Raw genomic sequence first — 25,827 nt, forward strand, 5'->3', positions numbered from 1 at the left:
CCCGGATCTTCACGTTGTAGTCGACGACGCGCTTGACGGGCACGAGAATCTTCATGGTGGTCCTTCCTTCAGGAGAAACTGGCTTCAGCGAAAATGCGCGTTCGCGCGCCATTTCATTTGTCGAATGGCGACATGGATACGCGCTTTTCCTCCAAATTCAACGCTTCCCTGTCGCCGGCGGGCGATTTGCCGGGCAATATATTGACGTTTACGTTCACGTCAATATTCCTCTCGGCGCCGCCCCCAGGGAAGGCGTTGAATCTTCCGCCCGGCGGCATCGACAGTGATGGCCGGACCGGCGCCGGGATCGTCTTTCACAGCCCGGGGCGTGACGATCTCCCGGTCGAAGAGCGGCACACCTTGTCGGCGCAGCACCAGGATCAGAAGAGCCCCGGCAAGGATGCCGCCGACATGCGCCCCCCAGGACACGTCGCCGTCGGGTGCGATCGCCAGCATGAAGAATTGCTGGCCGATCCACAAAAGCAGCGGCACGAAGGCCGGCAGGGGCAGCGGCAGACGGAAGAATACCAGAACCCAGACCCTGACGCGCGGATGCAACATGACATAGGCGGCAACCACGCCCGAGATCGCCCCCGAGGCGCCGACCAGTGGCGCTTGCGACGTCATGGTCAGCAGGCCGTGGCACAGCGCGCCGGCGGCCGCGCAGAGAAGATAGAAAATCAGGAAGCGCAGATGTCCCATCGCGTCCTCGACATTGTCGCCGAAGACCCAGAGAAAGATCATGTTGGAGGCCAGATGCCAGAAGCCGGAATGGACGAAGGCATAGGTGAGATACGTCAGCGGCTCCGGCACGATTTCCAGCCCCTGCGCCAGTACCGCGTCGCCAAAGGCGATCGCCGGGATGTAGCCGAGCCCGACGGTCGTTGCCTGGGCTGCCTGCTCGCTCTCGATGCTGGTGAAGAGCCAGACCGCGACATTCAATGCGATCAGTGAGAGCGTCACCCACTGGACCTTGATATGTTTCAGCGTATTGGCGTCGTGAAATGGTATGAACATCAAGCCCCCGGCGATCGTGATCGCGGCAAGCCTATCTGTTTTTTCCCGGAACCCAAAGCACATCCGCATGGCCTCGGTCATTTGCATGACGTGCGGCGACGAAGAGGAAATCGGAGAGCCGGTTGACATATTTCCTCGCCGGCTCGCTGACGATCTCGCCGTCGGTACGGGCAAGCGCCACCATCAAACGTTCGGCGCGCCGCGCAATCGTGCGGGCCAGATGCAACTGCGCGGCGGCGGGGGTACCGCCCGGCAGGATGAAGGATTTCAGCGGCTCCAGGCCGGCGTTCAGCTGGTCGATATCGTGCTCCACGCGGTCGACCTGCGTCTCGGCGATCCGCAGCGGTTCATAGGCCGGCGGCTCGCCGGTATCGGGGGTGGCAAGGTCGGCGCCGAGATCGAAGAGATCGTTCTGGATCGACATCAGCATGGCGTCGAGTTCGGGCAGGCCTGATGTGTGCAGTCGTGCCAGGCCGATCGCGGAATTGGCCTCGTCGATCGTGCCGTAGGCCTCGACGCGCAGATCGTCCTTTGTCCGACGCGGGCCGGCAACCAGCCCGGTCGTGCCGTCGTCGCCGGTTTTGGTATAGATCTTGTTGAGCTTTACCATGCTGCACCGCCTGATAGAGGGAGGGCGGTCGAGGAGATCGGCGAGGCCGGCCCCTCATCCGGCTGCCGCCACCTTCTCCCCGTTTTGACGGGGAGAAGGGAATATGCCGCACCCTCTCCGCTCCTCACCCACGTCTCGCAGGGCACGTCCCCTCTCCCCGTCACGGGGAGAGGGTTAGGGTGAGGGGCAGCCGTTGGCGTGAACCGGACAGCCTTGGGCTTGACCCGAGCATCCACGCCGCATGCAGCAGGGGCTACGGGGATGGATCCTCGCGTCAAGCCCGAGGATGACGGAGGGTGGGGTTGGCCTTTTCGCCAAACTCGCCCCGGCATACTGATGCACACCGCGTCGAGGTGCTTCCTCAAGCGGGCGCTCACCTCTCCTTCGTCGTTTCTTTCCGTGTTCGTCATTAAAAAATACCCCTCCCATGGCCTTCTCAAGTCGGCCGGCCGCCGCCGGTGAACCAGAGGGTCAGCATGATCAGGAAGACGGCGATGGCCTGCAAGAGGACGCGAAGCTGCATCAGTTTGTTGGAACGGTTGGCGTCGCCGCCCTTCATCATGTTGAAGAGGCCGCGGATCAGCACGAGGGCGACGAGGCCCATGACGATGATCGCAAGGATATAGGTGACTGTGGACATGGCATTCAGCTTTCTCAGTCCGTCCAGCGCATCAGGCGGTAGAAGAGGTCTGCCGGAAGCAGCCGCTTCAGGAACATGCCCTGTTTAGCCGGTGTCGTTACAGGATAATGTGGCCTTGGATTTTTCGAGTTCAATGCGTGTTTCAATACGGAATAGACCGCTTCCGGGCCAAGCTTGTGGCGGCTGACCGGGCCGGATCCGTCGAGTCTTGCCAGTTGCCTGACATAGTCGGCCGCGTGCGGCGAATTCTCAAGGTCGATATGCTCCTTGATCTTTGCGAGCGCGTTGGCGGTGAAACGTGTGGCGATCGGCCCCGGCTCGATCAGGCTCACATGGATGCCGCTGCCCTGCAGCTCCATGCGCAAGGTGATGCTGAGGCCCTCGAGCGCAAATTTGGAAGCGGTATAGGCGCCGCGGTAGCGATAGGGCACGACGCCGAGAATCGACGAGCATTGCACGATCCGTCCCCGGCCGTGCCTGCGCATCGCCGGAATCACCTGTCGCGTCAATTCATGCCAGCCGAAGAAATTCGCCTCGAACTGGGCGCGCAGCGCTGATGTCGAAAGATCCTCGACGGCGCCCGGCTGGCCGTAGGCGCCATTGTTGAAGAGCGCATCGATGCGGCCGCCGCTGCGTTCCAGCACCGCGCCGACGAGATCGGAAATCGTATCGCTCCTGGCATAATCCATCAGGAAGGCTTCGATGCCGTCCGCTTCCAAGCCCGGCAGGTCTTCCGGTTTGCGCACCGTTGCGAAGACGCGCCAGCCATCGGCTTTCAGCGCCCGCGCGCAATGAGCGCCGATACCGGACGAGCATCCGGTCACGACGATGCTGCGCTCTCCCGCCATGGAATGATTCCTGTACAAAATGGGACTCGTTTCCCATATTCGGCCAGATGATACAATCTGGAAAGCCGGGGACGGATGCCGAAGGCACTGCGCACGATCTACGACGTGGTCTATGACGCGATCTGTCACATGGTCGAGGATGACGGCTTTGCCATGGCGAGCCATGTGGCGCTGTCGAGCCTGCTTGCGGTTTTCCCCTTCCTGATCTTCGGCACGGCGCTCGCAAGCTTCCTCGGCGCCGATCAGTTTTCCTCGACCGCCATCCATCTGATCTTCGACACCTGGCCCGAGGCGATCGCCAAGCCGCTCGCCGACCAGGTGCTGCAGGTGCTGACCATTCAGCGCGGCGGACTGCTGACGATCTCGGTGCTGGCGGCCGCCTATTTCGCCTCGAACGGCGTCGAGGCGCTGCGCATCTCGCTCAACCGCGCCTACCGGGTGCAGGAAACGCGGCCGTGGTATTTCACCCGCCTCGCCAGCCTCGGCTATGTGCTGATCGCGGTCATCATCTTTGCGGCGATCAGCATCCTGCTGGTCGCCGTGCCGCTGGCGCTCGACTATGCCAGGAAGTGGCTTCCGCTGTTTGCCGATACGCTCGACGTCGTCTTCAGCTGGCGCATCTACGGCACGCTTGTGGTGCTGACCGTCGGGCTGCTGGTCATGCATCTGTGGCTGCCGGCCGGCAAGCGGCGGGTCTTCGACGTCATTCCGGGCGTGCTGCTGACGCTGCTGCTCTGGCTGGCCGGGGCGCTGATTTTTGCCTATTATCTGGCGACCTTCGCCAATTATACCGCAACCTATGCCGGTCTCGCCTCGGTCATGATCGTGCTGATCTTCCTCTATATGGTCGGCGTCATCTTCATCATCGGCGCCGAGATCAATGCGGCGCTGATCAAATTCCGCGTCTTCCGGATGTTTTCCCACACGCTTTCGATTGTCGGCAGGCAGCGGGTCGAAAGGGCATCACAGCCCGACAAGGCGGCGAATATCGGCCCCTGACATGCCGCGGGCACGCAGGTCGCCAAGCCCGCTGTCGCCGTCGCTTTTCGAAAGCTTGCGGCCGGCAGGGTCCAGAATGAGGCGATGATGACGATAGACCGGCTGCGGCAGGCCGAGCAGCACCTGCAGCAGCCGGTGCACCGATGTCGCGTGGAACAGGTCGAGCCCGCGCACGACATGGGTGACGCCCTGGAGCGCATCGTCGACGACAACCGAAAGATGATAGCTCGACGGGGCGTCCGAGCGCGACAGGATGACGTCGCCCCAGACTTCCGGCTCGGCGGCGATCTCGCCCGATCTGCCGTCGCCGGTTTCCGTCCAGAACAGCAGCTCGCCGATCAGGTCGAGCGCCTTGCGCATATCGAGCCGCCAGGCATGTTTTTTCCCCGAGGCCAGCATCTCTCGCCATTCGTCTTCCGGGCGTTCGCGATCGTTTGCTGGATAGTGCGGCGTGCCGTCGGGATCGCGCGGCCAAGTTTTACCCGCCGCCTCATAGGCCGTGACGCGCGTCTTCACCTCGCCGCGCGTCAGGAAGGCCGGATAGACCAGCCCACGCTCGATCAGCGCGTGCAGTGCCGCCTGATATTCGGGGAAATGTTCCGACTGGCGCCGCACCGGGCTTTCCCAGCCAATCCCCAGCCAGTCGAGATCGCTGAGGATGCAGGCCTCGAATTCCGGCGTGCAGCGGGCCTGGTCGATATCCTCGATGCGCAGCAGCAGGCGGCCCTGCTCGGCCTCCGCCATGTCGTGGTTCAAGAAGGCCGAGAGGGCATGGCCGAGATGCAACTCACCGTTGGGGCTCGGCGCAAAACGAAAGACAGGTTTTTGACGCTCGCTCGTGGTCATGCTTTCTTCTGCCATGGATTTGGGTTTCGAACCACTGCGAGGCGATGTGCAGATCATCCGCAACGAAGACGACGTCAGGTTGGGGCTCGAAGCGCTGCTCCGTCTCGATCCGCGCCTTGTGCCGATCGCGGCGCAGGCCGGCCCTGTTCCGCTGCGGCTGCGCGAACCGGGTTTTGCCGGCCTTGCCCACATCATCGTTTCGCAGATGGTGTCGCGCGCCAGCGCCGAGGCGATCTGGCGGCGCATGCTGCCGGCCGACGGGCTGTTGACCGCCGAAGGCTACGCGCTGCTTCACGCCGAAGCCTGGCGCGACTTCGGCCTGTCGCGCGCCAAGGCCGAGACCCTATCGCTGATCGCCGAAACCGTTGTCTCCGGCCACCTCGATCTTGCCGGGCTCTGCCTGAGGCCGCCTGAAGAAGCGCTTGGTGAGCTCACGGCGCTGAAGGGCGTCGGTCCGTGGACGGCGGAGGTCTATCTGATGTTCTGCGGCGGCCATGCCGATGTCTTCCCGGCCGGCGACGTCGCGCTGCAGAGTGCCGTCGGTGCGGCATTCGGTCTTGCGGCACGGCCTGAAGCAAAGGCGCTGACTGCGCTCGCGGAAGCCTGGTCACCATGGCGCTCGGTGGCGGCACGGCTTTTCTGGGCCTATTACGCTACGAAAACGCGCCGCGACATGGTGCCGACCGGTTGATCGGCAATACTCTTCAAATTGCCTTTATCCTCTGAATTTATTGGACTTCACAATCCTGTAACAACCGGCCTAATATACAGGTGCAGATGCCGAATCGATCAGGAGAGTCCCTTGACGATTGCAGTCTCCCCACAGGCCCTGCCAGCGCTCGTTCTGAACGCTGACTACCGGCCGCTGAGTTATTACCCCTTGTCGCTGTGGTCCTGGCAGGACGCGATCAAGGCGGTATTTCTCGACCGTGTGAACATCATCGCAGAGTATGAACATTCGGTTTCCTCGCCGAGTTTTTCGATGCGGCTTCCGAGTGTCGTGTGCCTGAAGACTTACGTTCAGCCGTCCCGCAATCCGGCCTTCACCCGGTTCAACGTCTTTCTGCGCGACCGGTTCGAATGCCAGTATTGCGGCTCCCATGACGATCTGACCTTCGATCACGTCATTCCGCGCGCCCATGGCGGCGAGACGACCTGGGAAAATGTCGTGGCAGCCTGTTCGCCCTGCAATCTGCGCAAGGGCAGCAAGCTTCCCAAGCAGGCAGGCATGTTCCCGGCGCAGAAGCCCTATCAGCCGACGGTGCAGGATCTGCACAATAACGGCCGGCTGTTTCCGCCGAACTATCTGCACGACAGCTGGCTCGACTATCTCTACTGGGATACCGAACTGCAGCCCTGATCAGGCCACTTCAGGCCGCCTTGCGAACGCCAACGAAAGCGAAGGCGGCAAGCAGGATTCCGGCAATGACGTTCCAGCCGGCAAAGGACAAGCCGAGCACCCGGAGCGCCGCATCGGTGCAGGACGGGCCCTTGATGCTGTTGAGCTCGCCGAGCAGATCGCCGGCATTGGTCGTCATGCTGCTTGCCGTCGTCGAGCAGGTGGCCGGGCCGGGCCAAAAATGCCATTCGACGCCGGCGTGATAGACACCCATGCCGGCCGTCACCAGCATCAGCATGCCGGCGGCGAGAATGAGCGCGCGGGTGATCCAGTTCGGCAGGCCGACAAGTTCCGAAATTGCCGCCAGGATCGCGATCGGGATGGCATAGTAATAGGGCTGGCGCTGCAGCAGGCAGAGCGCGCAGGGAATATAGCCGCCGATATATTGGAAACCAAGCGCCGTGCCGACCGCCGCCGCCATTCCGATGGCGAGCAATAAGGAATAGACGAAGCCGGGGCGGGCGAGTGGCGAGGCGGTGGCAGTCATGGCGGAACTCCGCGAGAGTTTGGCTTAAAGCAATTCCAGCAAAAGTGTGAAGCGGTTTGCGTCCGGAATTGCGTAAAATTAAAGAGACAGAGCACTTCGCTATTCGAAGAAAATCGAAATGCTTTAGTGAGCGAAAGAGCGGTAGCCGACATATAGCACGATCACCGCACCGGCACCGATGCCGACGATCTGGCCGAGGCGCTTCTCGATGAAATCCCGGATCGGCTCGCCGTAGCGGCGCAGCAGCCAGGCGAGAAAGAGGAAACGGGCGCCGCGTGCAATAATCGCCGAAACAATGAAAAGACCCAGATTGACGTGAATGACACCGGAGAGGATCGTGACGATCTTGATCGGCGGCAGATGCGCAAGGCCTGATGTGACAAGCAGCAGCAGGATCCACTCATAGGTGACGTAGGCCTTCATCTGCTCGAAGGCATCGAGCTTGCCGTAGAATTCGAGAACCGGCCGCGCCACCGTCTCAAAGGCGTAAAAGCCGAGTGCCCAGCCGGCGATGCCGCCGAGCACGGAAGCGATGGTCGCGATCAGCGCGTAGCGATAGGAGCGTTCCGGCTTGGCAAGCGCCATCGGCAGGAACAGCACATCGGCGGGGACGAGAAAGATGGAGCTTTCGACGAAGGCGATGACGGCGAGCCAGACTTCGGCCGATTTGCGCGCGGCCAGAGACATGGTCCAGTCGTAAAGTCTGCGGAGCATTCCGTTCCCTTCCTGTTGCGGTGCAAAAAGCTTTAGGGGCCGTGGGCGGCGCTGTAAATGCTCGCCCGTGTCCTTCGTGCCACCCGCCGCCTAAAAATTTCGTGATGCGGGGTCCCACCGCCTTTCCCAAGATTTCACGGGATGGCGAATCGGTCATTCTGCAGCAAGCTGTCTCAGAGCATGATGCCGAAAATGTGGGCGGACGACATCATGCTCCAGCTGATCTGGGGCGACGTGCAGGGTGGCATGGGAATGTTCAAAGTGATCGAAGGCGGCCGCGGGCAGGCGGCGCAGATGGTTGAGCGGCCCGAAGAGGACGGCAGGCCGAGCCGGGACGATGTACGCCGGGAGGCGGCGCGGCGGCTGAACGAAAGCGGCTATCATCCGTCGCGCATCCGGGAATTTGCGACCGGCGTGCCGATGCTGGCCTCGCTTAAATATTTGTCGCTGCAGATCGACTTTGCCGCCGAAAGCTTGTCGCGGCTCGATCCGATCCCCGAGGATTTCCGCGCCGACGGCTATTGGCCGGCCGGCTGAGGCGATCGTGCTAAAGCGCGTCGCGTCAAACTTGATTCATGCGACGCGCTTTAGGTCTTTGTTTTCAAGCATGTCGTTGCGGCAAAAGCGCTTCCCGCTTTGCCTGGGAAAAACCGCGGCACACTTTTGCGCGACATGCTTTATCGCAATTCCGAGCCATGCATCGGTGTTGCGTCAGGAGAGATCCATCGACTTTTCCCACTGCTGACGCAGGTCATTCATTTCAGTGCGCTTCTGGGCCATTTCGCTGACGGCGGCGCGCAGATTGGGATGACGCGACATGAACATGTTGAAGTCGCGCCGTTCGAGCACTTCGAACTGGCAGAAGTCGACGGCGATGACGTCGGCGGTGCGCCGTCCGCCGCTTAAGAGCGCCATTTCGCCGAAGAAGGCGCCGGGCTCCAGGCGGATCGCGCCGCTGGCGAGCCGGACTTCGACCGCTCCCGAAGAGATGAAATACATGCCGTCGCCGCGGTCGCCGCGGCGGATGACGCGTTCGCCGGGTGGAGCGGATTTCGCCTTGAAGAGCAGCAGCAGTTCCTCCTGCGCGTCTTCGCCGACCTCGGAGAACAACGGAAAAGTCTCGATCAGCTGCTGCATTTTCAGCTGATGCTCACGCTCGCGCTCCTCGCCGAGCGCCCTGATCTTCTCCAGTTCCTTGCCGAGCGCCTTCTGCCGCTTCCTGCCGTAGTTTTCCCAAAGGGAAGGCCATGTCGCATGGGCAAATTTCTTCAACCCGTCGGTCGCCAGGATCACGATCGGGTTGAGGGTGATCGACAGGATTGCGGCGGCAAGGATCAGATCCTGGCCCTCATGCGGCAGCAGCCCGAGCGAGACGCCGAGGCCGGCGAGGATGAACGAGAACTCACCGATCTGGGCAAGGCCGCCGGCCAAGGTCAGCCCCAGGCCGATCGGATATCGCAGCAGTATGACGATGAGGAAGGTGATGATGGCCTTGCCGAGGATGACGAGCGCTAGCGCGCCGATCACTGCCAGTGGCTGGCGCACCAGGATCGAGGGGTCGAAGAGCATGCCGACGGAGACGAAGAACAGCACGGAGAAGGCGTTCTGCAGCGGCAGCGAGTCGGCCGCAGCCCTGTGGCTGAGCTGGGATTCGCTCATGACGACGCCAGCAAAAAAGGCGCCGAGCGCAAAGGAGACGCCGAAGATCGCCGCCGAGCCGAAGGCGATGCCGAGCGCGATCGCCAGCACCGTCAGGGTGAACAATTCGCGTGAGCCGGTGCGGGCGATCATCGTCAGCAGCCAGGGCACGATGCGCGGGCCGAGGAAGATCGCCATGGCGGCGAAACCCGCCACCTTCAAGAGCGTCAGGCCGATCGTCAGGGCCAGGGAAAGTTCGCCGAGGCCGTGATTTGTGGTCGTGGCGGCATTGCCGCCGAGAAGCTCTGCGAGCGCCGGCAGCAGCACCAGCGCCAGCACCATCACGAGATCCTCGACAATCAGCCAGCCGACGGCGACGCGCCCGCTCGGCGCGTTGACGAGATTGCGCTCCTCCAGCGCCTTCAACAGAACGACGGTGCTGGCCACCGACAGGCTGAGGCCCAGGACGATGCCGGCGCCGAGACTCCAGCCCCAGAGTTTGCAAAGGCCGATGCCCAGCAGCGTGGCGAGGATGATGCGCCCGATCGCGCCCGGCACGGCGATCCCGCGCACGGCGAGCAGGTCGGAGGCGGAAAAATGCAGGCCGACGCCGAACATCAGCAGGATGACGCCCATTTCGGCAAGCTGGCCGGCAAGGGCGGTATCGGCGACGAAGCCAGGCGTGAACGGCCCCATCAGGATGCCGGCCATCAAGTAACCGACGAGCGGCGGCAGCCGCAGCCGGTCGGCGCCATAACCCAGGATCGCCGCGAAAACGAAACTGACGGCAACCGTCGCGATGAGCCCTACTTCCTGATGCACGTCCGACCCTTCCTGTGATAGCGGCGGCCACTCTGTACGAAGTGCAGGCAAAATTAAACAGTCGATTTGGCGGATGGCGGTGCGTTGTTCTCAATCCTTCCGATGAGGCGCAGAACTTGTCTGCTGTCGTCTGCGGCACGGCCGGGCCGCCTGCAATGTTGGAACCACTCGTCTCTTGTCTCGTTGCTCTTTCATCCAGAAAGGAGAAACGACATGCGGAAGATCATCCTGAATTGTACTGTGGCGGCCTTTGCCGCCTGCTCGTTTGCAGCGCCTGTTCTCGCCGACAGCGTCTATGTCAGGGAACGTTCCTATGATGACGGTTATCGTCATGAGCGGGTCAGACCCGGCATTACCATCAGCGAGCGTGGCGTCACTTTCGGTGCTGTGCGCGAGCGCGAACACCGCCGCTATCGCGACAATGGCTGCGAAACCAGAAGCGTCACCCGCCAGACCGACGACGGCGAAGTGACCAAAACGATCCGGCGTTGCAACTAACGAACAATCCGAAACAAAGACGAAGCCCGGTTCACAGAGCCGGGTTTTCGCCTTTCATCGCGACTATACTCTCAATGCAGTGGTGAAACGCGTCTGTCGGTGTTATGAGCACGCCTTTGGTAGAAGCGCATTCCCAGCGCAAACACCGCCCGCACAGGATTTTCGAGTATGATTGAACTTACGCCGTCCCAGATCGCCGCACTGAAACTCGCCAGGGATGGAGACCTTTACCCTCAGCCGGCCAATAAATGGACGCATCAGAACGCAACGGTAACCTACGCGAAAAACGACCGTTGGAAAGAGCGGCCCCAGAAAATCAAATCGGTCACCGCCAAGACGCTGGGCGAGCTGAAGGAGCCTGGTTTTCTCGAGCGGCGGCACCTCGATGACGATGTCACGAAAGACGTCTACGGGATCACCATGGCCGGCAAGATGTGGCTGCTGAAGAACAAGTAGTTTTATTCGGATGCGAATTCGTTGCGTGCCTTCGCGTCAGTTTGCTGATGCGGAGGCGCAGCACGATTTCGAGATGATGGTGTTGCTTACTGGAGCACGATCGATCCAGTCCGCCTTCGTTCCTGACAGAACTGCGGCCGCCGAGCCGAGCTCACAGAGCGGAGGCTGGTGCCCCATGCCGGAGTCGAACCAGCACTTCTTTCGAAACTCGATTTTGAGTCGAGCGCGTCTACCAATTCCGCCAATGGGGCAACGGATGTGAACGGGCGGCTGTCTAACATGTGAGCGCCTGCACGCGCAAGACGGGCAAGCGAAGTTATCCAACTGATCCGGTAGACAGATCCGGCCTCGTTTCGAGGCCGGATGCTTTTGATATCAATGGGCAGTCGCAGGTGCCGGGTTGGTCAGTCCGGACTTCTTCAGCGTGATCGCCAGGATCGAGGCCAGAAGGCAGAAGGCGCCGGCGACGAAGAAGGCGGGCAGATAGCTCGACAGTTCGGTGCGCGACAGGCCGGCGCCATAGGCGGCGGTGGCAGCACCCAGCTGATGGCCGGCGAAGACCCAGCCGAAGACGAGGCCGGCCTTTTCGCGGCCGAAGCGGTCGGCGGCGATCTTGACGGTCGGCGGCACGGTGGCGATCCAGTCGAGGCCGTAGAAGACGGCGAAGATGGAGAGGCCGTAAAAGCTGAAATCGCTGAAGGGCAGGTAGAGCAGCGACAGGCCGCGCAGACCGTAATACCAGAACAGCAGCCAGCGATTGTCGAAGCGGTCGGAGAGCCAGCCGGAGCCGATGGTGCCGAAGAAATCGAAGATGCCCATGACGGCGAGCACACTGGCGGCGGCCACCGGCACGATGCCGAAATCGCCGCAGAGGGTGACGAAATGGGTCTGGATCAGGCCGTTGGTACTGAGGCCGCAGATGAAGAAGGTGGCAAACAGGATCCAGAAGGTCGAGGTCCTGGAGATTTCCTTGAGCACGGTGATCGGCGTCATCAGTGCGACGCCGAGCGAGGTGCTGGCCGGCGGCGGCGTTACCTGCGTTTCGCCGAGGGCCGGCAGGTTGAGATCGGCCGGCCGGTCGCGCATGAAGGCCAGCACGGCAAGCGCTGCGACCATGATCATGGCGCAGACGAAAAATACTGTGGAGCGCCAGCCGTAGCGTTGCGTCAGCTCGGCCATCAGCGGCAGAAAGACGAGCTGGCCGGTGGCCGAACTCGCCGAGAGCATGCCGACGACGAGGCCGCGATGCCTGGTGAACCAACGGGTGGAGATCGTCGCGGCGAGCACCATGGCCGTCAGGCCGGTGCCGAAGCCGACGACGATGCCCCAAAGCAGCAGCAGCTGCCACAGCGTGGTCATGAACAGCGAACCGATAAAGCCGGCGCCGATCAGCGCCAGGGCGAAAACGATGACTTTGCGCACGCCGAAATAATTCATGAAGGCGGCGGCGAACGGGCCCATGAAACCGAAAAGGATCAGGCGGATCGCAAGGGCCGAGGAAATCTGCGAGGTCTCCCAGCCGAACTCGTCCTGCAGCGGCTTGATGAGAACGCCGGGTGCGCCCATGGCGCCGGCTGTGACCAGCATGGTGAGGAAGGTTGCCGCAACGACGACCCAGCCATAGTGGATGTTGCGCCGGGCAAGGGTGGAGGCAAGCGCTGTGGAAACCATGGGCAAGATTCCGTTCGGATTCGGCTTGGGGAAGATGGAGGCGGATTTACATGATGGTCATCATATTTCTTGCGTATTCATGATGGACGTCATATATTTTGTCAAGCGACTATTTCTGGAGATGAAAATGCGGGTCAGCCGCGAGAAATTTGCCGAAAACCGAGAGAAAATCCTGAGCGTTGCCGGCGTGCTTTTTCGCGAGAACGGTTTCGACGGGGTTGGAGTCGCCGACATCATGAAGGCGGCGGGGCTGACGCATGGCGGTTTTTACGGGCATTTCGCATCGAAGGACGACCTGGCGTTGGAGGTCAGCCGCAAGCTGATCGACAAGGTCGAAACGCGCTGGAAGGAGCATATCGCCAATTCTCCCGACCGGCCGCTGGAATCGCTTCTCGACCATTATATCCACTGGCGCACGGTCGACGACCCTGGCGGCAGCTGCGTCTTCGCGACGCTGATCCAGGAGGTGAGCCGTAGCCGCGGTGCGGTGCGCGCGGTCTTCAGCGACGGGCTCGCCGTGCTGGTCGACACGCTCGCCGAGATCGTTCCCGGCGCAAGCCAAGAGGAACGCCGCGCCAATGCCGCCACCACGCTGTCATCGATGATGGGCGCCGTCATCCTGGCCCGTGCGGTCGAGGACCGGGCGCTTGCCGAGCAGTTTCTGGTGACGATGCGCCGGCAGCTCGATCCCGGCAGCCGGGTATAATTTCGGGAAGTTGCGGTTTCGATATCCCTCTCCGTGTCGACGGAGGGAACTAATTTGGCAAATGCCGGAAGCCGCCGGCGACTATTTGAAACCGGCGACGGCGTGCGGGATGTAAGGTGCTTCCAGTGCGGCGATTTCCTCGGCGGTGAGCTTGACCGAGAGCGCGGCAACCGCGTCGGTCAGGTGGTTCGGTTTGGAGGCGCCGATGATCGGGGCGGTCACCGCACTCTTCTGCAGGATCCAGGCGGTTGCGACCTGGGCGCGGGAGACGCCGCGGGCCTTGGCGATCTCGGCCACCGCCTCGACTATTCTGCGGTCGGCGTCGACGGACTGGGTGTAAAGCGTCTTGCCGAATTCGTCGGTTTCGCTGCGCGCCGTCGCCTCGTCCCAGTCGCGGGTGAGGCGCCCGCGGGCAAGCGGGCTCCAGGGGATGACGGCAATCTTCTGATCTTCGCAGAGCGGCAGCATTTCCCGCTCTTCCTCGCGGTAAAGCAGGTTCAAATGGTCCTGCATGCTGACGAATTCGGTCCAGCCGTTCAGCCTGGAGACGTAGAGCGCCTTGGCAAATTGCCAGGCATACATGGAGGAGGCGCCGATATACCGCGCCTTGCCCGATTTGACGACGTCGTGCAGCGCCTCCAGCGTTTCCTCGATCGGCGTCGTATAGTCGAAGCGGTGGATCTGGTAGAGGTCGACATAGTCGGTGCCGAGACGGCGCAGGCTGTTGTCGATTTCGTCGAAGATCGCCTTGCGCGACAGGCCGGCGCCATTCGGGCGAGGCCGCATGCGGTTGAACACTTTGGTCGCCAGCACGATGTCCTCGCGCCTGGCGAAATCCTTGATGGCGCGGCCGACGATCTCCTCGGAGGAGCCGTTGGAATAGGTGTTGGCAGTGTCGAGGAAATTGATGCCGAGGTCGATCGCCTGGCGGATCATCGCCCGGCTTTCTTCTTCCCTGAGGCTCCAGGCGTGATTGCCGCGGCCGGGATCGCCGAAGGTCATGCAGCCCAGGCAGATTTTCGAGACTTCGAGGCCGGTCTTCCCAAATTTTGCATAGTCCATGAAACGACTCCGTGATGAATTCGATGACCCAATTCGATGCCCCATTCGACGCCCCTTGGGACGGCTTTCCATGATCTAGCGCGGAAACCGGCAAAGTCGCAGGGCGCCCGGCGAAGAATCGGTTCTGCGATGCGCACAACAATGCGTGATGGGCTTTGAAGCCGGGTCTGTCATCGCCTTCCGGACCGGTCGCTTGCGCATTTGCAGCACAAGGTGTTAGCTGGTGCAGCATTTCATTGGATTTCGACTATGATACTGCCGTCCCATGATCGCTACGACGATCTCTATCGCGATTTCTCCTGGCGGATTCCCGAGGATTTCAATATCGGCCGCGCCGTCAGCGACGACTGGGCGGCGAGGGCGCCCGAGCAGGTCTGCCTCGAACATTTCAGCCCGGACGGCGATCACCGCAGTCTGACCTATCGCGCGCTCGCCGACCGGTCCTCGGCCTTTGCCAATGCGCTGGTTTCGCTGGGGATAAAACGCGGCGATCGGGTCGCGCTGCTCTTGCCGCAATCCTTCGAGACGGTGATTGCGCATGTGGCGATCTACAAGACCGGCGCGATCGCGCTGCCGCTGGCGCTGCTCTTCGGTGTCGAGGCGCTGGAATACCGGCTGAAGGCGGCAGGGGTGGCTGTTGTCGTCACCAATGGCTTCGGTCTCGAACGCATCCGCCGGATCCGTGAGCGCCTGCCGATGCTGAAACATATCGTCAGCATTGATGGGGCGAGCACCGATGCGGCCGGCTTCGGCGAACTGGTGGACGACCATTCCCCCACCTTCGACGCCGTCGAGACCGGCCCGGACGATCCGGCGCTGATGATTTTCACCTCGGGAACGACGGGGCCGCCGAAAGGCGCGCTGCACGGCCACCGCGTGCTGCCCGGCCATATTCCCGGCATGCAGTTTGCCCATGAGGGCTTTCCGAAAGCGGGCGACAAGGTCTGGACGCCGTCCGACTGGGCCTGGGCGGGCGGGCTGCTCAACGCGCTGCTGCCGGCTCTTCTGCTCGGCGTTCCCGTCGTCTCGTCGCCGGCGCAGAAATTCGATGCCGACATGGCCTACCGCATCATGGCGGAGATGAAGGTGCGCAACGCTTTCATTCCGCCGACGGCATTGAGGCTGATGCGACCGGTCGCCGATCCGCGCTCGAAATACGATCTGGTGCTGCGCACCATCGGCTCGGCCGGAGAGGCGCTCGGCCGCGAGACCTATGAATGGGCACAGCGCACACTCGGCATCACCGTCAATGAATTCTACGGCCAGACGGAGTGCAATTTCGTGCTCTCGTCGAGCGCTGCCTATGGCGTGACCAGGGCCGGCGCCATCGGGCGGGCGGTGCCGGGGCATCGCGTGGCGATCGTCAATGAGGCCGGTGTCGAATTGCCCGTCGGTGAACCGGGCCAGATCGCCATCGCCAGTCCCGATCCCGTCATGTTCCTCGGCTATTGGGACGATGCGGCGGCGACGGCGCGAAAATTCGCCAAAGGCTGGCTGCTCACCGGCGATATCGGCCGGCAGGATGCCGACGGGTACGTCACCTTCGAAGGCCGCGACGACGACGTCATCACCTCGTCGGGATATCGCATCGGCCCGGCCGAAATCGAGGATTGCCTGATCGGCCATCCCGCCGTGCAGCTTGCCGCCGCCGTCGGCAAACCCGATGCCGTGCGCACCGAGATCGTCAAGGCCTATATCGTGCTGTCGCCGGGCCATCATCCAAGCGAGGCGCTGGCCGCCGATATCAGGGAATGGGTGAAGACGCGGCTTTCCATGCACGAATATCCGCGCGAGGTGGAATTCATCGATGCCTTGCCGCTGACGACCACCGGCAAGGTGATCCGCCGGCTGCTGCGCGAAAGGGCGGCTGGCGAAGTCTAGTGCTATCGCTCTATGGATAAAACAAAGGGCGTCAGCTTCTGCCGGCGAGCGACATGATTTTCTCGCGCAGCATCTTCGCCATGTTGCGGGTGCTGCGGTACATGTGGAGCTGGGCTGAGACTTGGCGCATGTCGCGGTCGCTGTTCTGCGTCAGGCCGATCACCAGCGTTCCCATCTCCTCGCGCTCCTGCCAGAAGCGGCTCATGATCGGATGGTCCGAGACGGCGCAGGAATCGGAGCGGACGATATTGGCGTCGTCGAGATGCCATTCGGTGAGTTCGCTCATCAGCAGCTTGCCCGGCGAATAGCGGGCATAGTTCTCGTCATACGCGGTCTTCCAGGTATAGGCCTCGCCACCCATCATCAGCACGACGATGGCGGCGATCGCCTTGCCGTTGAGATCGATCGTGTGGATGCGCACGGCGTCGACGGCGGCAAGGTTGGACACCGCCTCGCGGGCGAAGGCGGTATGATAGCGATCGGTGACGAGGGCGCTGCGCCGCTTGCCCTTCCATCCGCCGGCTTCCATCGCCAGGAATTCCTCGAAGCGGATATGGATTTCGCGGGGCTGGCGGGCGACGGCATAAACCGCCGTTCCCTGTTCCTCCAGCAGACGCCACTGGCGGCGCATTTCGCGCATGTGCGAGGAAGAGATGGTGCGGCCGAGATAGGCCGGCGCCTCATCGTCGCTCTGCAGCATCGGCCGCAAATAGGGATTGGCGACCGTGACGGGGAGATTGCGGCTGAGCGCCACCGCCTTGACCATGCGCACGAAAATACCGTTCAGCCGGAGATCCGGCAGAACCACGATGCCGGGCAGATTGAGATCGCGCGCCGTCAGGCCCTCGAAAAGATTGTCGAGGGTCTCGGCGGCATCCTCGCTGTCGACCAGCGGCGTGCCGAGCGGGCCGAAGCTGTTCGACCAGCCGCGGATGATCGACGGGCCGACGGCAAAACCCGGCTTGTCCACCGAAAACGGCAGCAGAAAACGCATGCGGCTGCGGCCGGCATTGTGGTCGCGGATCAGGGCGAAGTTCACCTGCCGGTCTTCGAGCCGCGGCATGGCGGGCGCGAGGAAGCGGCCGGAGAAAAAGACGTTCGGCTCCATCGCCCGGTTGGAGAGGAAGTCGAGCTCTTCCTGAAGATCATAGCCGAGCTTGCCGGGATAGACGCAGAGTTCGCGTCCCGGCCGGCCGATCTCGGCGCGCGCCTCGGCCCGCGGCGCTTCGAAATGCAGCGCTGCGAGATCATGCACCATGCGGTTGGCAATGCTGTCGGTGCTTTCGGTAAGGGGAGGAATACGCACCATCTATCGAACTCTCATTTCTGGCGTTGCGGCGGAGGGGCTGGCGAAGGCAAAAAGGACGATGCTGAGCGTGCGGCGCACGGCAAGGTGCAGCAGGATCGCCTCGACCGCCATGGCCGAAGCCGTGGCGATCGCCGTGCCTTCGATGCCGTAATGCGGGATCAAAGCAAGGTTGAGGCCGACATTGGCTGCCAGCGCGCCGGCGTAGAGCGCGACGCAGAGGTTCTGCTTGCCGGCCATCATCAGCAGCGTTTCGGCCGGGCCGACCAAAGACTTGGCGAGGATGCCGGCGAGCAGGATCGCCATGACCAGATAACCCGATGTAAAGGCGCCGCCGAAGAGCGACAGCAGAAGATGGCCGGCGGCAAGCACCACAAGGCCGACGCCGAGTGCGGGCCAGAAGGTCCAGCGGGCGGCGTCGATCGCGGCAGTCGCCAGCTGTGCATGGTCGCCTTCGGCGATGATCGAGGAAAAGCGCGGGCCGGAGGCGGCCTTGACCGAGAAATTGATGAAATGCACCAGCGCCATCGTCTTGGCGGCGGCGAAGTAGATGGCGACGTCGTGCGGCTCGAGGAAAATGCCGACGACGACGACATCGGAATTGGTGAGCAGGAAGCTGACGCCTTCGATCAGGAAAATCGGAAAGGCGACGCTGAACCAGGCGAGGAAGTCGACCTTATGCGGGCCTTTGTCATAATGCCGGCGAAGGCGATAGAGCGTAGCGGCATACTGGCCGAGCGCGGTGACGAAGGTCGCGACGAGCGCTGCCTGCATGGCGGTGACGGCCGTATGCTCGGCGCCGATGGCGATGGCGATCAGCATGAAGAGGATGATCAGGATCGGCCGGACGATATAGACCGGGCCAAGCGCCATGACCGGCCAGTGGTTTGCCCGCGACGTGCCTTCGAGAATGTCGCCGAGCGCGATCATCGGCATGGCGAGCAGGCCGAGGAAGATCGGGACGAGATAATAGACCTGGATCATATGACCGAAGAAATGCAGCCCCAGCATGCCGGCGGCGAGCACCGCCGTGCCCGAAAGCAGCGCGAAGATGCGCGCCGTGCCGGTGAGGCCGCGGATCTCCTCGAAGGCGCCGGCTGCCCTGTATTGCGGCAGGAAGCGGATGATCGCCGTGTGGAAACCAAGGCATGAGAGATCGCCGAAGACGACGACCAGCACCCAGACGAAAACGAAGATGCCGTATTCATATTCGCCCATCAGCCGGGCAAGGACGATCTGGGAGATGAAGGCGAGGGCTGCGCTGAGGATGCGGATCGAAAAGGCGGTCAGCGCCATGCGCTGAGCGGCCGCCTTCTCACCACGCTCGGTGAGCACGGCCGCAAGCATGCGCAGCGCGCGGCCGCCGATCGGGCGCAGGCCCGCTGGCAGCATCTTTTCCGCTGTTTCTATGACCGCCATGATGAACACGCAAAACTCTGAAGGTCAGGCAAATCGTCCCGAAGTCTTGACAGAACAGGGTTAAGAAACGGTTCCGGATCGGGCTTGTCAGCGGCGCTGAAATTACGGTTTTCCACCGCTGCCGCGGAAAAGAAAATGCCGCCCGAAGGCGGCATTTTCACAATCTTCGCGGCTTGCCTCAGACCTGCTCGAAGGCGCCGTGGCAATGCTTGTATTTCTTGCCGGAACCGCAGGGGCAGGTCTCGTTGCGGCCGACCTTGCCCCAGGTGGCCGGGTCATCCGGATTGCGGTTCTCCGGCGAAACGATGACTTCCGATGCCTGGTAGACCGCCGGGGCGAAATCGTCCTCGCCGGTGGTCGGATCGAGGTGATGGGCCTGCATCAGCGGCGGTTCCGGTTCGGCAGGGGCCTGCTGCACCAGCTCGACGCGCATCAGCTGGGCGGTCACGGCCTCACGCAGATTGTTGAGGAGGCCCGTGAACAGCTCGAAGGCTTCCGACTTGTATTCCTGCAGCGGATCGCGCTGGGCATAGCCGCGGAAGCCGATGACGGAGCGCAGATGGTCGAGATTGACGATGTGCTCGCGCCAGAGATGATCGAGTGTCTGCATGACGATCGAGCGTTCGACATAATGCATGATGTCGTCGCCGAAACGCTCGGCCTTTTCCGTGAAGGCGGCGTTGGTGGCTTGTGTCAGGCGTTCGCGGATATCGTCTTCGCCGATGCCTTCTTCTTTCACCCAGTCCTCGATCGGCAGATCGAGATTGAGGATGTTCAAGGCACCGGTCTTCAGGCCGGCGGCATCCCATTGCTCGGCGTAGGCGCGCTCCGGGATGTGCTTGTCGACCATGTCCTCGATCACCTCACGGCGCATGTCGGAAACGGTCTCGGAAATATTGGTCGATTCCATCAGTTCAAGGCGCTGCTCGAAGATCACCTTGCGCTGATCATTGAGAACGTCGTCATACTTCAGGAGGTTCTTGCGGATATCGAAGTTGCGGGCTTCGACCTTCTTCTGGGCGCGCTCCAGGGCCTTGTTGATCCAGGGATGGACGATCGCCTCGCCCTCCTTGAGACCGAGCTTGGTCAGCATGCTGTCCATGCGGTCGGAGCCGAAGATGCGCATCAGGTCGTCCTGAAGCGAGAGGTAGAATTTCGAGCGGCCGGGGTCGCCCTGACGGCCGGAGCGGCCGCGCAGCTGGTTGTCGATGCGGCGGCTTTCATGGCGTTCGGTGGCGATGACGTAGAGACCGCCGGCGGCGAGCGCCTTCTGCTTGAGTTCCCTGATCTCCTCGACGATCGCCTGGATCCGGGCTTCCCGCTCCGGACCGGCTTCGACGTCGCCGAGTTCGCGCTCGATGCGCATGTCGAGGTTGCCGCCGAGCTGGATGTCGGTACCGCGACCGGCCATATTGGTGGCGATCGTGATGGCCCCCGGCACGCCGGCCTGGGCGACGATATAGGCTTCCTGCTCGTGATAGCGGGCGTTCAGCACCTGGAAGTCGTCGAAGCCCTGCTTGCGCAGACGCTCGGCGAGCAGTTCCGATTTCTCGATCGAGGTGGTGCCGACCAGCACCGGCTGGCCGCGTTTATGGGCGTCGAGGATCTCCTCGATGATCGCCTTGAACTTTTCGTCGAAGGTCCGGTAAACCTCGTCGTCCTCGTCGATACGCTTGATCGGCAGGTTGGTCGGGACCTCGATGACGTCGAGATTGTAGATATTGCCGAATTCTTCCGCTTCCGTCTGCGCCGTGCCGGTCATGCCGGCGAGCTTGGCGTACATGCGGAAATAATTCTGGAAGGTGATCGACGCCAGCGTCTGGTTTTCCGGCTGGATCTGCACCTTTTCCTTGGCTTCGAGCGCCTGGTGCTGACCTTCGGAATAACGGCGGCCCGGCATCATGCGGCCGGTGAACTCGTCGATGATGACGACTTCGTCGTTGCGGACGATATAGTCCTTGTCGCGCTGGAACAGCTTGTGAGCCTTCAGCGCGTTGTTGACGTGGTGGACGATCGCGACGTTCTCGATGTCGTAGAGCGCGTTGCCCTTCAAGAGGCCGGCCTGGCGGAGCAGGTTTTCCAGCTTCTCGGTGCCCTCTTCGGAGAAGTTGGCCGAGCGCTGCTTCTCGTCGATCTCGTAATCGCTGGGTACGAGCAGCGGAATGAAGGCGTCGATCGTATTGTAGAGTTCGGAGCGGTCGTCGAGCGGACCGGAGATGATCAGCGGTGTGCGCGCTTCGTCGACGAGGATCGAGTCCACTTCGTCGACGATCGCGAAGTTGTGGCCGCGCTGGACCATCTGGTTCTTCTCGTACTTCATGTTATCGCGTAGATAATCGAAGCCGAGTTCGTTGTTGGTGGCATAAGTGATGTCGCAGGCATAGGCCGCGTGGCGTTCCTCGTCGGAGAGGCCGTGGACGATCACGCCCGTGGTCATGCCGAGAAAGCCGTAGATGCGGCCCATGGTCGCGGCATCGCGCTGGGCGAGGTAATCGTTGACGGTGACGACGTGCACGCCCTTACCAGACAGCGCGTTCAGATAGACCGGCAACGTGGCGACGAGGGTCTTGCCTTCACCGGTCTTCATCTCGGCGATCGCATTGGAATGCAGGATCATGCCGCCGACCAGCTGTACGTCAAAAGGCCGCAGGCCGAGAACGCGGCGCGAGGCTTCGCGCACGACGGCAAAGGCCGGGATCAGAATGTCGTCGAGCGTCTTGCCCTCGGCGAGCAGAGCGCGAAACTCGACGGTCTTTGCCGCGAGCTGCTCGTCCGTCAGGGCCTTGGTCTTCTCTTCGATAGAGTTGATGGCAGCGACGTTCGGCTGGAAAGACCGCACGCGGCGGTCATTGGAGGACCCAAATAACTTGCGGGCTATACCGCCAAAGCTGACCATATGACTGGTCCTTTCTCAATATTCATCCCCGACGTTTGTTGTTCGCGGCCCAGCCGAAAATCAGGCGCGCGCCTTAAAACGCCCGGAAACTGTTCTGGACGCGAGGTTGCGTGACAGATAAGAGGGGGGTCGAATGATGTCAACGGATTTGGCGGATACAGAAAGGCCACAATCCGGTGTTGATGGCTATTTTGGGCCGATTCAGGCGATGCTGAAAGCGGCGATGTAACTGTGAAGGGTATTTCATGTTGACCACCAACAAACTTGCCGTTCTGGCGTTTGCAACTTTTGTTGCGCTCCAGGCCCCGGCCCATGCCGATGACGCCGTCATCGCCAAGGTCGGCAATCTGGAGATTCACCAGTCGGAACTCGACCTTGCCGTCGCCAATCTCGACCCGCAGCTGGCGCAGCTTCCCGATGACCAGAAGAAGGTCGCAGCCCTTTCCGCCGCCATCGACGTGAAGCTGCTTGCCGCCGACGCTGCGGCCGAGAAGCTCGATCAGACCGACGAATTCAAGAAGCGCATGCAGTATCTCACCGACCGCGAGCTGCACAACGCCTACTTCAAGAAGCATGTCGTCGACATCGTGACGCCTGAAGAAGTCAAGGCCCGCTACGACAAGGAAGTCGCCGCCCTGCCGAAGCAGGAGGAAGTCCACGCCCGTCATATCCTCGTCAAGACCGAAGACGAAGCCAAGGACATCATCAAGCAGCTCGACGCCGGCAAGGATTTCGCCGAACTCGCCAAGGAAAAGTCCACCGATCCGAACAAGTCGGAAGGCGGCGACCTCGGCTATTTCTCGCGCGGCCGCATGGTCAAGGAATTCGAGGACGCGGCCTTCGCGCTTGAAAAGGGCACCTATTCCAAGACGCCTGTTAAAACCGATTTTGGCTATCACGTCATCAAGGTCGAGGATAAGCGCGACGCCCCGCCGCCGCCCTTCGAGCAGGTGCAGGATCAGGTTCGTCAGCTCGTCATGCGCGACAAGTATCTTGAGCTTCTGAACAAGGCGAAGGCCTCGGCCAAGATCGAAATCAGCGACGAGACGCTGCGCAAGGGTTACGAACAGGCCAACAAGCAGCCGGAGCCGGGCAGTGAGCCCGTCGCGCCGGCGCCGAAGCAGTAATAATCGCATCAGGGCCCGGTTTTTCCGGGCCCTTTACTGCATAATTCCTTAAATCGGAATCGATTAACGGCGAAATTATGCAGTAATTTTAAAGTGTTACAGCGTCCTTTGCGCGTCTGAAAAGACGCGCGGCGCTGTAATATCGTTGTTGTTGTCGCATTTCCGGACGGCGAACCGCTGCCGATTTTGCCCGGAAATGCCCATTGGCAGGTTTCATCATGTCCGGTTCCGTCTCTCCGCTTGCCCCGAAATCCTTCGTCTCCATGCCGCCGCTGCGCGGCGTGCGCATGGCAACGGCTTCCGCCGGCATCAAGTACAAGAACCGCACCGACGTGCTGATGATGGTTTTCGACAAGCCGGCGGCCGTTGCGGGCGTCTTCACCCGCTCGAAATGCCCATCGGCGCCGGTCGATTTCTGCCGGGCCAACCTGCCGCATGGCAGTGCGCGTGCGGTGGTCGTCAACTCAGGCAATGCCAACGCTTTCACCGGCCTGAAGGGCCGCCAGGCGACCGCATTGACGGCGAAGTCGGCAGCATCAGCTGTCGGCTGCGGCGAAAACGAGGTCTACCTGGCCTCGACCGGCGTCATCGGCGAGCCGCTCGACGCCACCAAATTCGCCGGCGTGCTCGACCGGATGCACACCGAAGCCACCGGCGATTTCTGGTTCGAGGCCGCCAAGGCGATCATGACGACCGACACCTATCCGAAGGTTTCGACCCGCAGCGCCGAGATCGGCGGCGTTGCCGTGACGATCAACGGCATTGCCAAAGGCGCCGGCATGATCGCGCCCGATATGGCGACGATGCTGTCCTTCGTCGTCACCGATGCCGACATCGCGCCCGCCGCGCTGCAGGTGCTGCTGTCCGATGGCGTCGGCCCGACGTTCAATTCCATGACCGTCGACAGCGACACCTCTACATCCGACACGCTGATGCTGTTTGCGACTGGGGCTGCGGCCGAGGACGGCCAGGCTCGTATCGAACGCGCCGACGACCCGCGCCTTGCCGCCTTCCGCGCCGCGCTCAACGCGGTGCTGAAGGATCTGTCGCTGCAGGTGGTGCGCGACGGCGAGGGCGCCACCAAGATGCTCGAAATCACCGTGACGGGCGCCGAGAGCGATGCCGCCGCCAAGCGTATCGGGCTGTCGATCGCCAATTCGCCGCTGGTCAAGACGGCGGCCGCCGGCGAAGACGCCAATTGGGGCCGCATCGTCATGGCCGTCGGCAAATCCGGCGAGATGGCCGACCGCGACCGGCTCGCCATCTGGTTCGGCGACGTCAGGGTCGCCGTCAACGGCGAGCGTGATCCCGATTATTCGGAGGAAGCGGCCTCGAATGTCATGAAAGCCCAGGATATCCCCGTCAAAGTCGATATCGGCCTTGGCACCGGCACGGCAACCGTCTGGACCTGCGACCTCACCAAGGAATATGTTGCGATCAATGGCGACTATCGGAGCTGATCGTTCTTTGGTGCAGGCATCCATCTCTTCACAGAATCTGCCGCTGGTGCGCAGGCTGGAGGCCGTCGGCTTCCGTGCCTGGCCGGCGGCGTCGGTGCAATATGACGGCAGCTGGCAGGTGCGGCTGACGGCCGGCCACCCGTCCAACCGGCTGAATTCGATCGTGCCGCTCGATCCCTCGGATTATCGCGACGTCGAAATCCGCCTGGAAAAGGCGAGCCGGAAATTCGAGGCCTATGGCCGCGCCGCCGTGGTCCGCCAGACGCCGCTTGCCTCGCCGGTGTTGATCGATCTTCTCCGTGCGCAGAACTGGAAGCAATTCGACGAGACGGTGGTAATGACCTGCGATCTTGCCGAGGCCGAGCTGCCGGATACGCTCGACCATCTGCCGACCCATGATGTCGGCCGTTTCGTCGACGCCAATCTCGCCGTCGAGCGGGCGCCGCTCAGCTTGAAGCCGGCGCTTGCCGAAATCATTTCGGCGATCAAACCGCCGTCGGGTCTGTTCATGATCGAGAATGCGGCGGACGGGCCGCTGGCGACCGTGCTCTGCGTCCAGGACAATGACCTTGCCGGCATCATGTCGCTTTCGGTTTCCGAAACGCGGCGGCGCGAGGGGCTCGGCACCGAGATCCTGACCTCGGCGCTGCGCTGGGCGCGCATGCGCAGCGCCCGCTCGGCCTGGCTGCAGGTAAAGCTGTCCAACCGTCCGGCTATCGCACTCTATGAACGCCTCGGTTTTCGCGACGCCTATCACTATTGCTATTGGCAGCAGGAGCCGCGATGAGCGAGCCTCTCATACAGTGCAATGGCCGGAAGATATTGCTGGTCGCCGCCTGTGCGCTGATCGATGCCGACGGGCGTATCCTCCTGGCACAGCGTCCCGAGGGAAAGTCGCTGGCCGGATTGTGGGAATTTCCCGGCGGCAAGGTCGAGCCCGGCGAGACGCCTGAAGAAACGCTGGTGCGTGAACTCGAGGAAGAACTCGGCATCAAGACGAAGATCGCCTGCCTGGCCCCGCTGACCTTCGCCAGCCATTCCTACGAGACCTTCCACCTTTTGATGCCGCTTTATATCTGCCGGCGCTACGAGGGCATTCCCCAGGGCCGCGAGGGACAGGCGTTGAAATGGGTGCGTCCGCAGGCGCTGCGCGATTACCCGATGCCGCCGGCCGACGAGCCGCTGATCCCGATGCTGCAGGATTTGCTTTAGCAGGCTGGCGAAATCTGAAATCCTGTTCTAAATTAAAGAGTTAGAGCATGATGTCATGAGAAAACAACGTACACTTTTCGGCATCATGCTTTGGAACTCGCGGCCTGGATAGC

At 62.1% G+C, this 25,827-nt stretch carries 25 protein-coding genes and 1 tRNA gene; 12 read left to right on the plus strand and 14 right to left on the minus strand.

From position 1 onward, the window contains the following. Window positions 1–219: 219 nt before the first annotated feature. The 4 genes from AF337_RS15655 to AF337_RS15670 form a co-directional block, all read right to left on the minus strand. Window positions 220–1,017 carry a rhomboid family intramembrane serine protease gene (locus AF337_RS15655; protein WP_049732758.1) on the minus strand — a complete coding sequence of 266 codons (798 nt, stop codon included), beginning with the start codon at window positions 1,015–1,017 and terminating at the stop codon, window positions 220–222. Window positions 1,018–1,048: 31 nt separating this feature from the next. Beyond that, window positions 1,049–1,627, minus strand: coding sequence for a cob(I)yrinic acid a,c-diamide adenosyltransferase (locus AF337_RS15660; protein ID WP_049732759.1), 579 nt, complete (start codon window positions 1,625–1,627; stop codon window positions 1,049–1,051). Window positions 1,628–2,063: 436 nt separating this feature from the next. Then, entirely contained in the window at window positions 2,064–2,267 is a 204-nt protein-coding gene (locus AF337_RS15665) for a twin transmembrane helix small protein (RefSeq protein ID WP_049732760.1), read from the minus strand. A gap of 14 nt (window positions 2,268–2,281) precedes the next feature. Further along, a complete protein-coding gene (locus AF337_RS15670) occupies window positions 2,282–3,115 on the minus strand; it encodes an SDR family oxidoreductase (protein WP_049732761.1) in 834 nt (277 codons plus the stop codon). Window positions 3,116–3,190: 75 nt separating this feature from the next. Between AF337_RS15670 and AF337_RS15675 the strand changes: the two genes are divergently transcribed. Then, window positions 3,191–4,114, plus strand: coding sequence for a YihY/virulence factor BrkB family protein (locus tag AF337_RS15675; RefSeq protein WP_049732762.1), 924 nt, complete (start codon window positions 3,191–3,193; stop codon window positions 4,112–4,114). Here the strand turns inward: AF337_RS15675 and gluQRS are convergent. Continuing rightward, window positions 4,079–4,960 (minus strand): tRNA glutamyl-Q(34) synthetase GluQRS, encoded by an 882-nt coding sequence (gluQRS, locus tag AF337_RS15680; RefSeq protein ID WP_049732763.1) that lies wholly within the window; start codon window positions 4,958–4,960, stop codon window positions 4,079–4,081. The genes AF337_RS15675 and gluQRS overlap by 36 nt on opposite strands. Between gluQRS and AF337_RS15685 the strand changes: the two genes are divergently transcribed. Together AF337_RS15685 and AF337_RS15690 are read left to right on the plus strand one after the other, a co-directional pair. Next, entirely contained in the window at window positions 4,959–5,651 is a 693-nt protein-coding gene (locus AF337_RS15685; protein ID WP_049732764.1) for a DNA-3-methyladenine glycosylase family protein, read from the plus strand. The genes gluQRS and AF337_RS15685 overlap by 2 nt on opposite strands. 111 nt (window positions 5,652–5,762) lie before the next feature. Continuing rightward, window positions 5,763–6,320: an HNH endonuclease gene (locus AF337_RS15690; RefSeq protein WP_010031546.1), complete on the plus strand. Its 558-nt coding sequence runs from the start codon at window positions 5,763–5,765 to the stop codon at window positions 6,318–6,320. Window positions 6,321–6,330: 10 nt separating this feature from the next. On the opposite strand, the gene AF337_RS15695 is transcribed toward AF337_RS15690, so the two are convergent. Both AF337_RS15695 and AF337_RS15700 read right to left on the minus strand, forming a co-directional pair. Beyond that, window positions 6,331–6,846, minus strand: a complete 516-nt coding sequence (locus tag AF337_RS15695; protein ID WP_049732765.1) for a disulfide bond formation protein B — start codon at window positions 6,844–6,846, stop codon at window positions 6,331–6,333. A 123-nt stretch (window positions 6,847–6,969) separates the two neighbouring features. Continuing rightward, window positions 6,970–7,560, minus strand: a complete 591-nt coding sequence (locus tag AF337_RS15700) for a YqaA family protein (protein ID WP_049732766.1) — start codon at window positions 7,558–7,560, stop codon at window positions 6,970–6,972. Between the two features lie 246 nt (window positions 7,561–7,806). Here AF337_RS15700 and AF337_RS15705 point away from each other — a divergent pair, with 246 nt between their 5' ends. Beyond that, window positions 7,807–8,097 carry a hypothetical protein gene (locus tag AF337_RS15705; protein ID WP_184341078.1) on the plus strand — a complete coding sequence of 97 codons (291 nt, stop codon included), beginning with the start codon at window positions 7,807–7,809 and terminating at the stop codon, window positions 8,095–8,097. Window positions 8,098–8,271: 174 nt separating this feature from the next. Here AF337_RS15705 and AF337_RS15710 read toward each other — a convergent pair whose 3' ends face one another. After that, entirely contained in the window at window positions 8,272–10,020 is a 1,749-nt protein-coding gene (locus AF337_RS15710; RefSeq protein WP_049732767.1) for a cation:proton antiporter domain-containing protein, read from the minus strand. Window positions 10,021–10,233: 213 nt separating this feature from the next. Here AF337_RS15710 and AF337_RS15715 point away from each other — a divergent pair, with 213 nt between their 5' ends. Together AF337_RS15715 and AF337_RS15720 are read left to right on the plus strand one after the other, a co-directional pair. Next, window positions 10,234–10,518, plus strand: coding sequence for a hypothetical protein (locus AF337_RS15715; RefSeq protein WP_049732768.1), 285 nt, complete (start codon window positions 10,234–10,236; stop codon window positions 10,516–10,518). Between the two features lie 168 nt (window positions 10,519–10,686). Next, the gene (locus tag AF337_RS15720) at window positions 10,687–10,974 is read left to right on the plus strand and encodes a hypothetical protein (protein WP_049732769.1); all 288 of its coding nucleotides are present in this window, start codon (window positions 10,687–10,689) and stop codon (window positions 10,972–10,974) included. Between the two features lie 166 nt (window positions 10,975–11,140). Here the strand turns inward: AF337_RS15720 and AF337_RS15725 are convergent. Together AF337_RS15725 and AF337_RS15730 are read right to left on the minus strand one after the other, a co-directional pair. Continuing rightward, window positions 11,141–11,225, minus strand: a tRNA-Leu gene (locus tag AF337_RS15725). Between the two features lie 124 nt (window positions 11,226–11,349). Continuing rightward, a complete protein-coding gene (locus AF337_RS15730) occupies window positions 11,350–12,645 on the minus strand; it encodes an MFS transporter (RefSeq protein ID WP_049732770.1) in 1,296 nt (431 codons plus the stop codon). Between the two features lie 127 nt (window positions 12,646–12,772). Between AF337_RS15730 and AF337_RS15735 the strand changes: the two genes are divergently transcribed. Then, window positions 12,773–13,351: a TetR/AcrR family transcriptional regulator gene (locus AF337_RS15735; protein ID WP_049732798.1), complete on the plus strand. Its 579-nt coding sequence runs from the start codon at window positions 12,773–12,775 to the stop codon at window positions 13,349–13,351. Between the two features lie 81 nt (window positions 13,352–13,432). Here AF337_RS15735 and AF337_RS15740 read toward each other — a convergent pair whose 3' ends face one another. Further along, the gene (locus AF337_RS15740) at window positions 13,433–14,413 is read right to left on the minus strand and encodes an aldo/keto reductase (RefSeq protein ID WP_049732771.1); all 981 of its coding nucleotides are present in this window, start codon (window positions 14,411–14,413) and stop codon (window positions 13,433–13,435) included. Between the two features lie 249 nt (window positions 14,414–14,662). On the opposite strand from AF337_RS15740, the gene AF337_RS15745 reads away from it, so the two are divergent. Beyond that, window positions 14,663–16,294: an AMP-binding protein gene (locus AF337_RS15745; RefSeq protein ID WP_049732772.1), complete on the plus strand. Its 1,632-nt coding sequence runs from the start codon at window positions 14,663–14,665 to the stop codon at window positions 16,292–16,294. A gap of 31 nt (window positions 16,295–16,325) precedes the next feature. Here the strand turns inward: AF337_RS15745 and AF337_RS15750 are convergent, their stop codons facing one another. The 3 genes from AF337_RS15750 to secA all read right to left on the minus strand — a co-directional run bounded on the left by AF337_RS15750 (window position 16,326) and on the right by secA (window position 21,915). Next, window positions 16,326–17,603 carry a GNAT family N-acetyltransferase gene (locus AF337_RS15750; protein WP_049732773.1) on the minus strand — a complete coding sequence of 426 codons (1,278 nt, stop codon included), beginning with the start codon at window positions 17,601–17,603 and terminating at the stop codon, window positions 16,326–16,328. Beyond that, entirely contained in the window at window positions 17,604–19,019 is a 1,416-nt protein-coding gene (locus AF337_RS15755) for a lipopolysaccharide biosynthesis protein (protein ID WP_049732799.1), read from the minus strand. It abuts the gene before it with no gap. Between the two features lie 178 nt (window positions 19,020–19,197). Further along, window positions 19,198–21,915, minus strand: coding sequence for a preprotein translocase subunit SecA (gene secA, locus AF337_RS15760; protein ID WP_049732774.1), 2,718 nt, complete (start codon window positions 21,913–21,915; stop codon window positions 19,198–19,200). A gap of 245 nt (window positions 21,916–22,160) precedes the next feature. Between secA and AF337_RS15765 the strand changes: the two genes are divergently transcribed. From AF337_RS15765 to mutT, 4 genes are all read left to right on the plus strand, one after another. Then, the gene (locus AF337_RS15765) at window positions 22,161–23,042 is read left to right on the plus strand and encodes a peptidylprolyl isomerase (RefSeq protein WP_049732775.1); all 882 of its coding nucleotides are present in this window, start codon (window positions 22,161–22,163) and stop codon (window positions 23,040–23,042) included. 218 nt (window positions 23,043–23,260) lie between these two features. Next, complete coding sequence (gene argJ, locus AF337_RS15770) at window positions 23,261–24,502, plus strand: bifunctional glutamate N-acetyltransferase/amino-acid acetyltransferase ArgJ (RefSeq protein WP_049732800.1); 1,242 nt, start codon at window positions 23,261–23,263, stop codon at window positions 24,500–24,502. Continuing rightward, window positions 24,483–25,289: a GNAT family N-acetyltransferase gene (locus AF337_RS15775; protein ID WP_049732776.1), complete on the plus strand. Its 807-nt coding sequence runs from the start codon at window positions 24,483–24,485 to the stop codon at window positions 25,287–25,289. The genes argJ and AF337_RS15775 overlap by 20 nt, the downstream gene beginning before the upstream one ends. Further along, window positions 25,286–25,714 carry an 8-oxo-dGTP diphosphatase MutT gene (gene mutT / locus AF337_RS15780; RefSeq protein ID WP_003590017.1) on the plus strand — a complete coding sequence of 143 codons (429 nt, stop codon included), beginning with the start codon at window positions 25,286–25,288 and terminating at the stop codon, window positions 25,712–25,714. Before AF337_RS15775 ends, mutT begins: the two co-directional genes overlap by 4 nt. Window positions 25,715–25,827: the final 113 nt, after the last annotated feature.

This window comes from Rhizobium ecuadorense (assembly GCF_001187535.1).
Lineage (GTDB): Bacteria > Pseudomonadota > Alphaproteobacteria > Rhizobiales > Rhizobiaceae > Rhizobium > Rhizobium ecuadorense.

Coding starts and splice junctions, on each gene's coding strand:
- AF337_RS15655 (WP_049732758.1), bottom strand. CDS start 1,017: ATGTTCATACCATTTCACGACGCCAATACGCTGAAACATATCAAGGTC.
- AF337_RS15660 (WP_049732759.1), bottom strand. CDS start 1,627: ATGGTAAAGCTCAACAAGATCTATACCAAAACCGGCGACGACGGCACG.
- AF337_RS15665 (WP_049732760.1), bottom strand. CDS start 2,267: ATGTCCACAGTCACCTATATCCTTGCGATCATCGTCATGGGCCTCGTC.
- AF337_RS15670 (WP_049732761.1), bottom strand. CDS start 3,115: ATGGCGGGAGAGCGCAGCATCGTCGTGACCGGATGCTCGTCCGGTATC.
- AF337_RS15675 (WP_049732762.1), top strand. CDS start 3,191: ATGCCGAAGGCACTGCGCACGATCTACGACGTGGTCTATGACGCGATC.
- AF337_RS15685 (WP_049732764.1), top strand. CDS start 4,959: ATGCTTTCTTCTGCCATGGATTTGGGTTTCGAACCACTGCGAGGCGAT.
- gluQRS (WP_049732763.1), bottom strand. CDS start 4,960: ATGACCACGAGCGAGCGTCAAAAACCTGTCTTTCGTTTTGCGCCGAGC.
- AF337_RS15695 (WP_049732765.1), bottom strand. CDS start 6,846: ATGACTGCCACCGCCTCGCCACTCGCCCGCCCCGGCTTCGTCTATTCC.
- AF337_RS15700 (WP_049732766.1), bottom strand. CDS start 7,560: ATGCTCCGCAGACTTTACGACTGGACCATGTCTCTGGCCGCGCGCAAA.
- AF337_RS15705 (WP_184341078.1), top strand. CDS start 7,807: ATGGGAATGTTCAAAGTGATCGAAGGCGGCCGCGGGCAGGCGGCGCAG.
- AF337_RS15715 (WP_049732768.1), top strand. CDS start 10,234: ATGCGGAAGATCATCCTGAATTGTACTGTGGCGGCCTTTGCCGCCTGC.
- AF337_RS15720 (WP_049732769.1), top strand. CDS start 10,687: ATGATTGAACTTACGCCGTCCCAGATCGCCGCACTGAAACTCGCCAGG.
- AF337_RS15730 (WP_049732770.1), bottom strand. CDS start 12,645: ATGGTTTCCACAGCGCTTGCCTCCACCCTTGCCCGGCGCAACATCCAC.
- AF337_RS15735 (WP_049732798.1), top strand. CDS start 12,773: ATGCGGGTCAGCCGCGAGAAATTTGCCGAAAACCGAGAGAAAATCCTG.
- AF337_RS15740 (WP_049732771.1), bottom strand. CDS start 14,413: ATGGACTATGCAAAATTTGGGAAGACCGGCCTCGAAGTCTCGAAAATC.
- AF337_RS15745 (WP_049732772.1), top strand. CDS start 14,663: ATGATACTGCCGTCCCATGATCGCTACGACGATCTCTATCGCGATTTC.
- AF337_RS15750 (WP_049732773.1), bottom strand. CDS start 17,603: ATGGTGCGTATTCCTCCCCTTACCGAAAGCACCGACAGCATTGCCAAC.
- AF337_RS15755 (WP_049732799.1), bottom strand. CDS start 19,019: ATGGCGGTCATAGAAACAGCGGAAAAGATGCTGCCAGCGGGCCTGCGC.
- secA (WP_049732774.1), bottom strand. CDS start 21,915: ATGGTCAGCTTTGGCGGTATAGCCCGCAAGTTATTTGGGTCCTCCAAT.
- AF337_RS15765 (WP_049732775.1), top strand. CDS start 22,161: ATGTTGACCACCAACAAACTTGCCGTTCTGGCGTTTGCAACTTTTGTT.
- argJ (WP_049732800.1), top strand. CDS start 23,261: ATGTCCGGTTCCGTCTCTCCGCTTGCCCCGAAATCCTTCGTCTCCATG.
- AF337_RS15775 (WP_049732776.1), top strand. CDS start 24,483: ATGGCGACTATCGGAGCTGATCGTTCTTTGGTGCAGGCATCCATCTCT.
- mutT (WP_003590017.1), top strand. CDS start 25,286: ATGAGCGAGCCTCTCATACAGTGCAATGGCCGGAAGATATTGCTGGTC.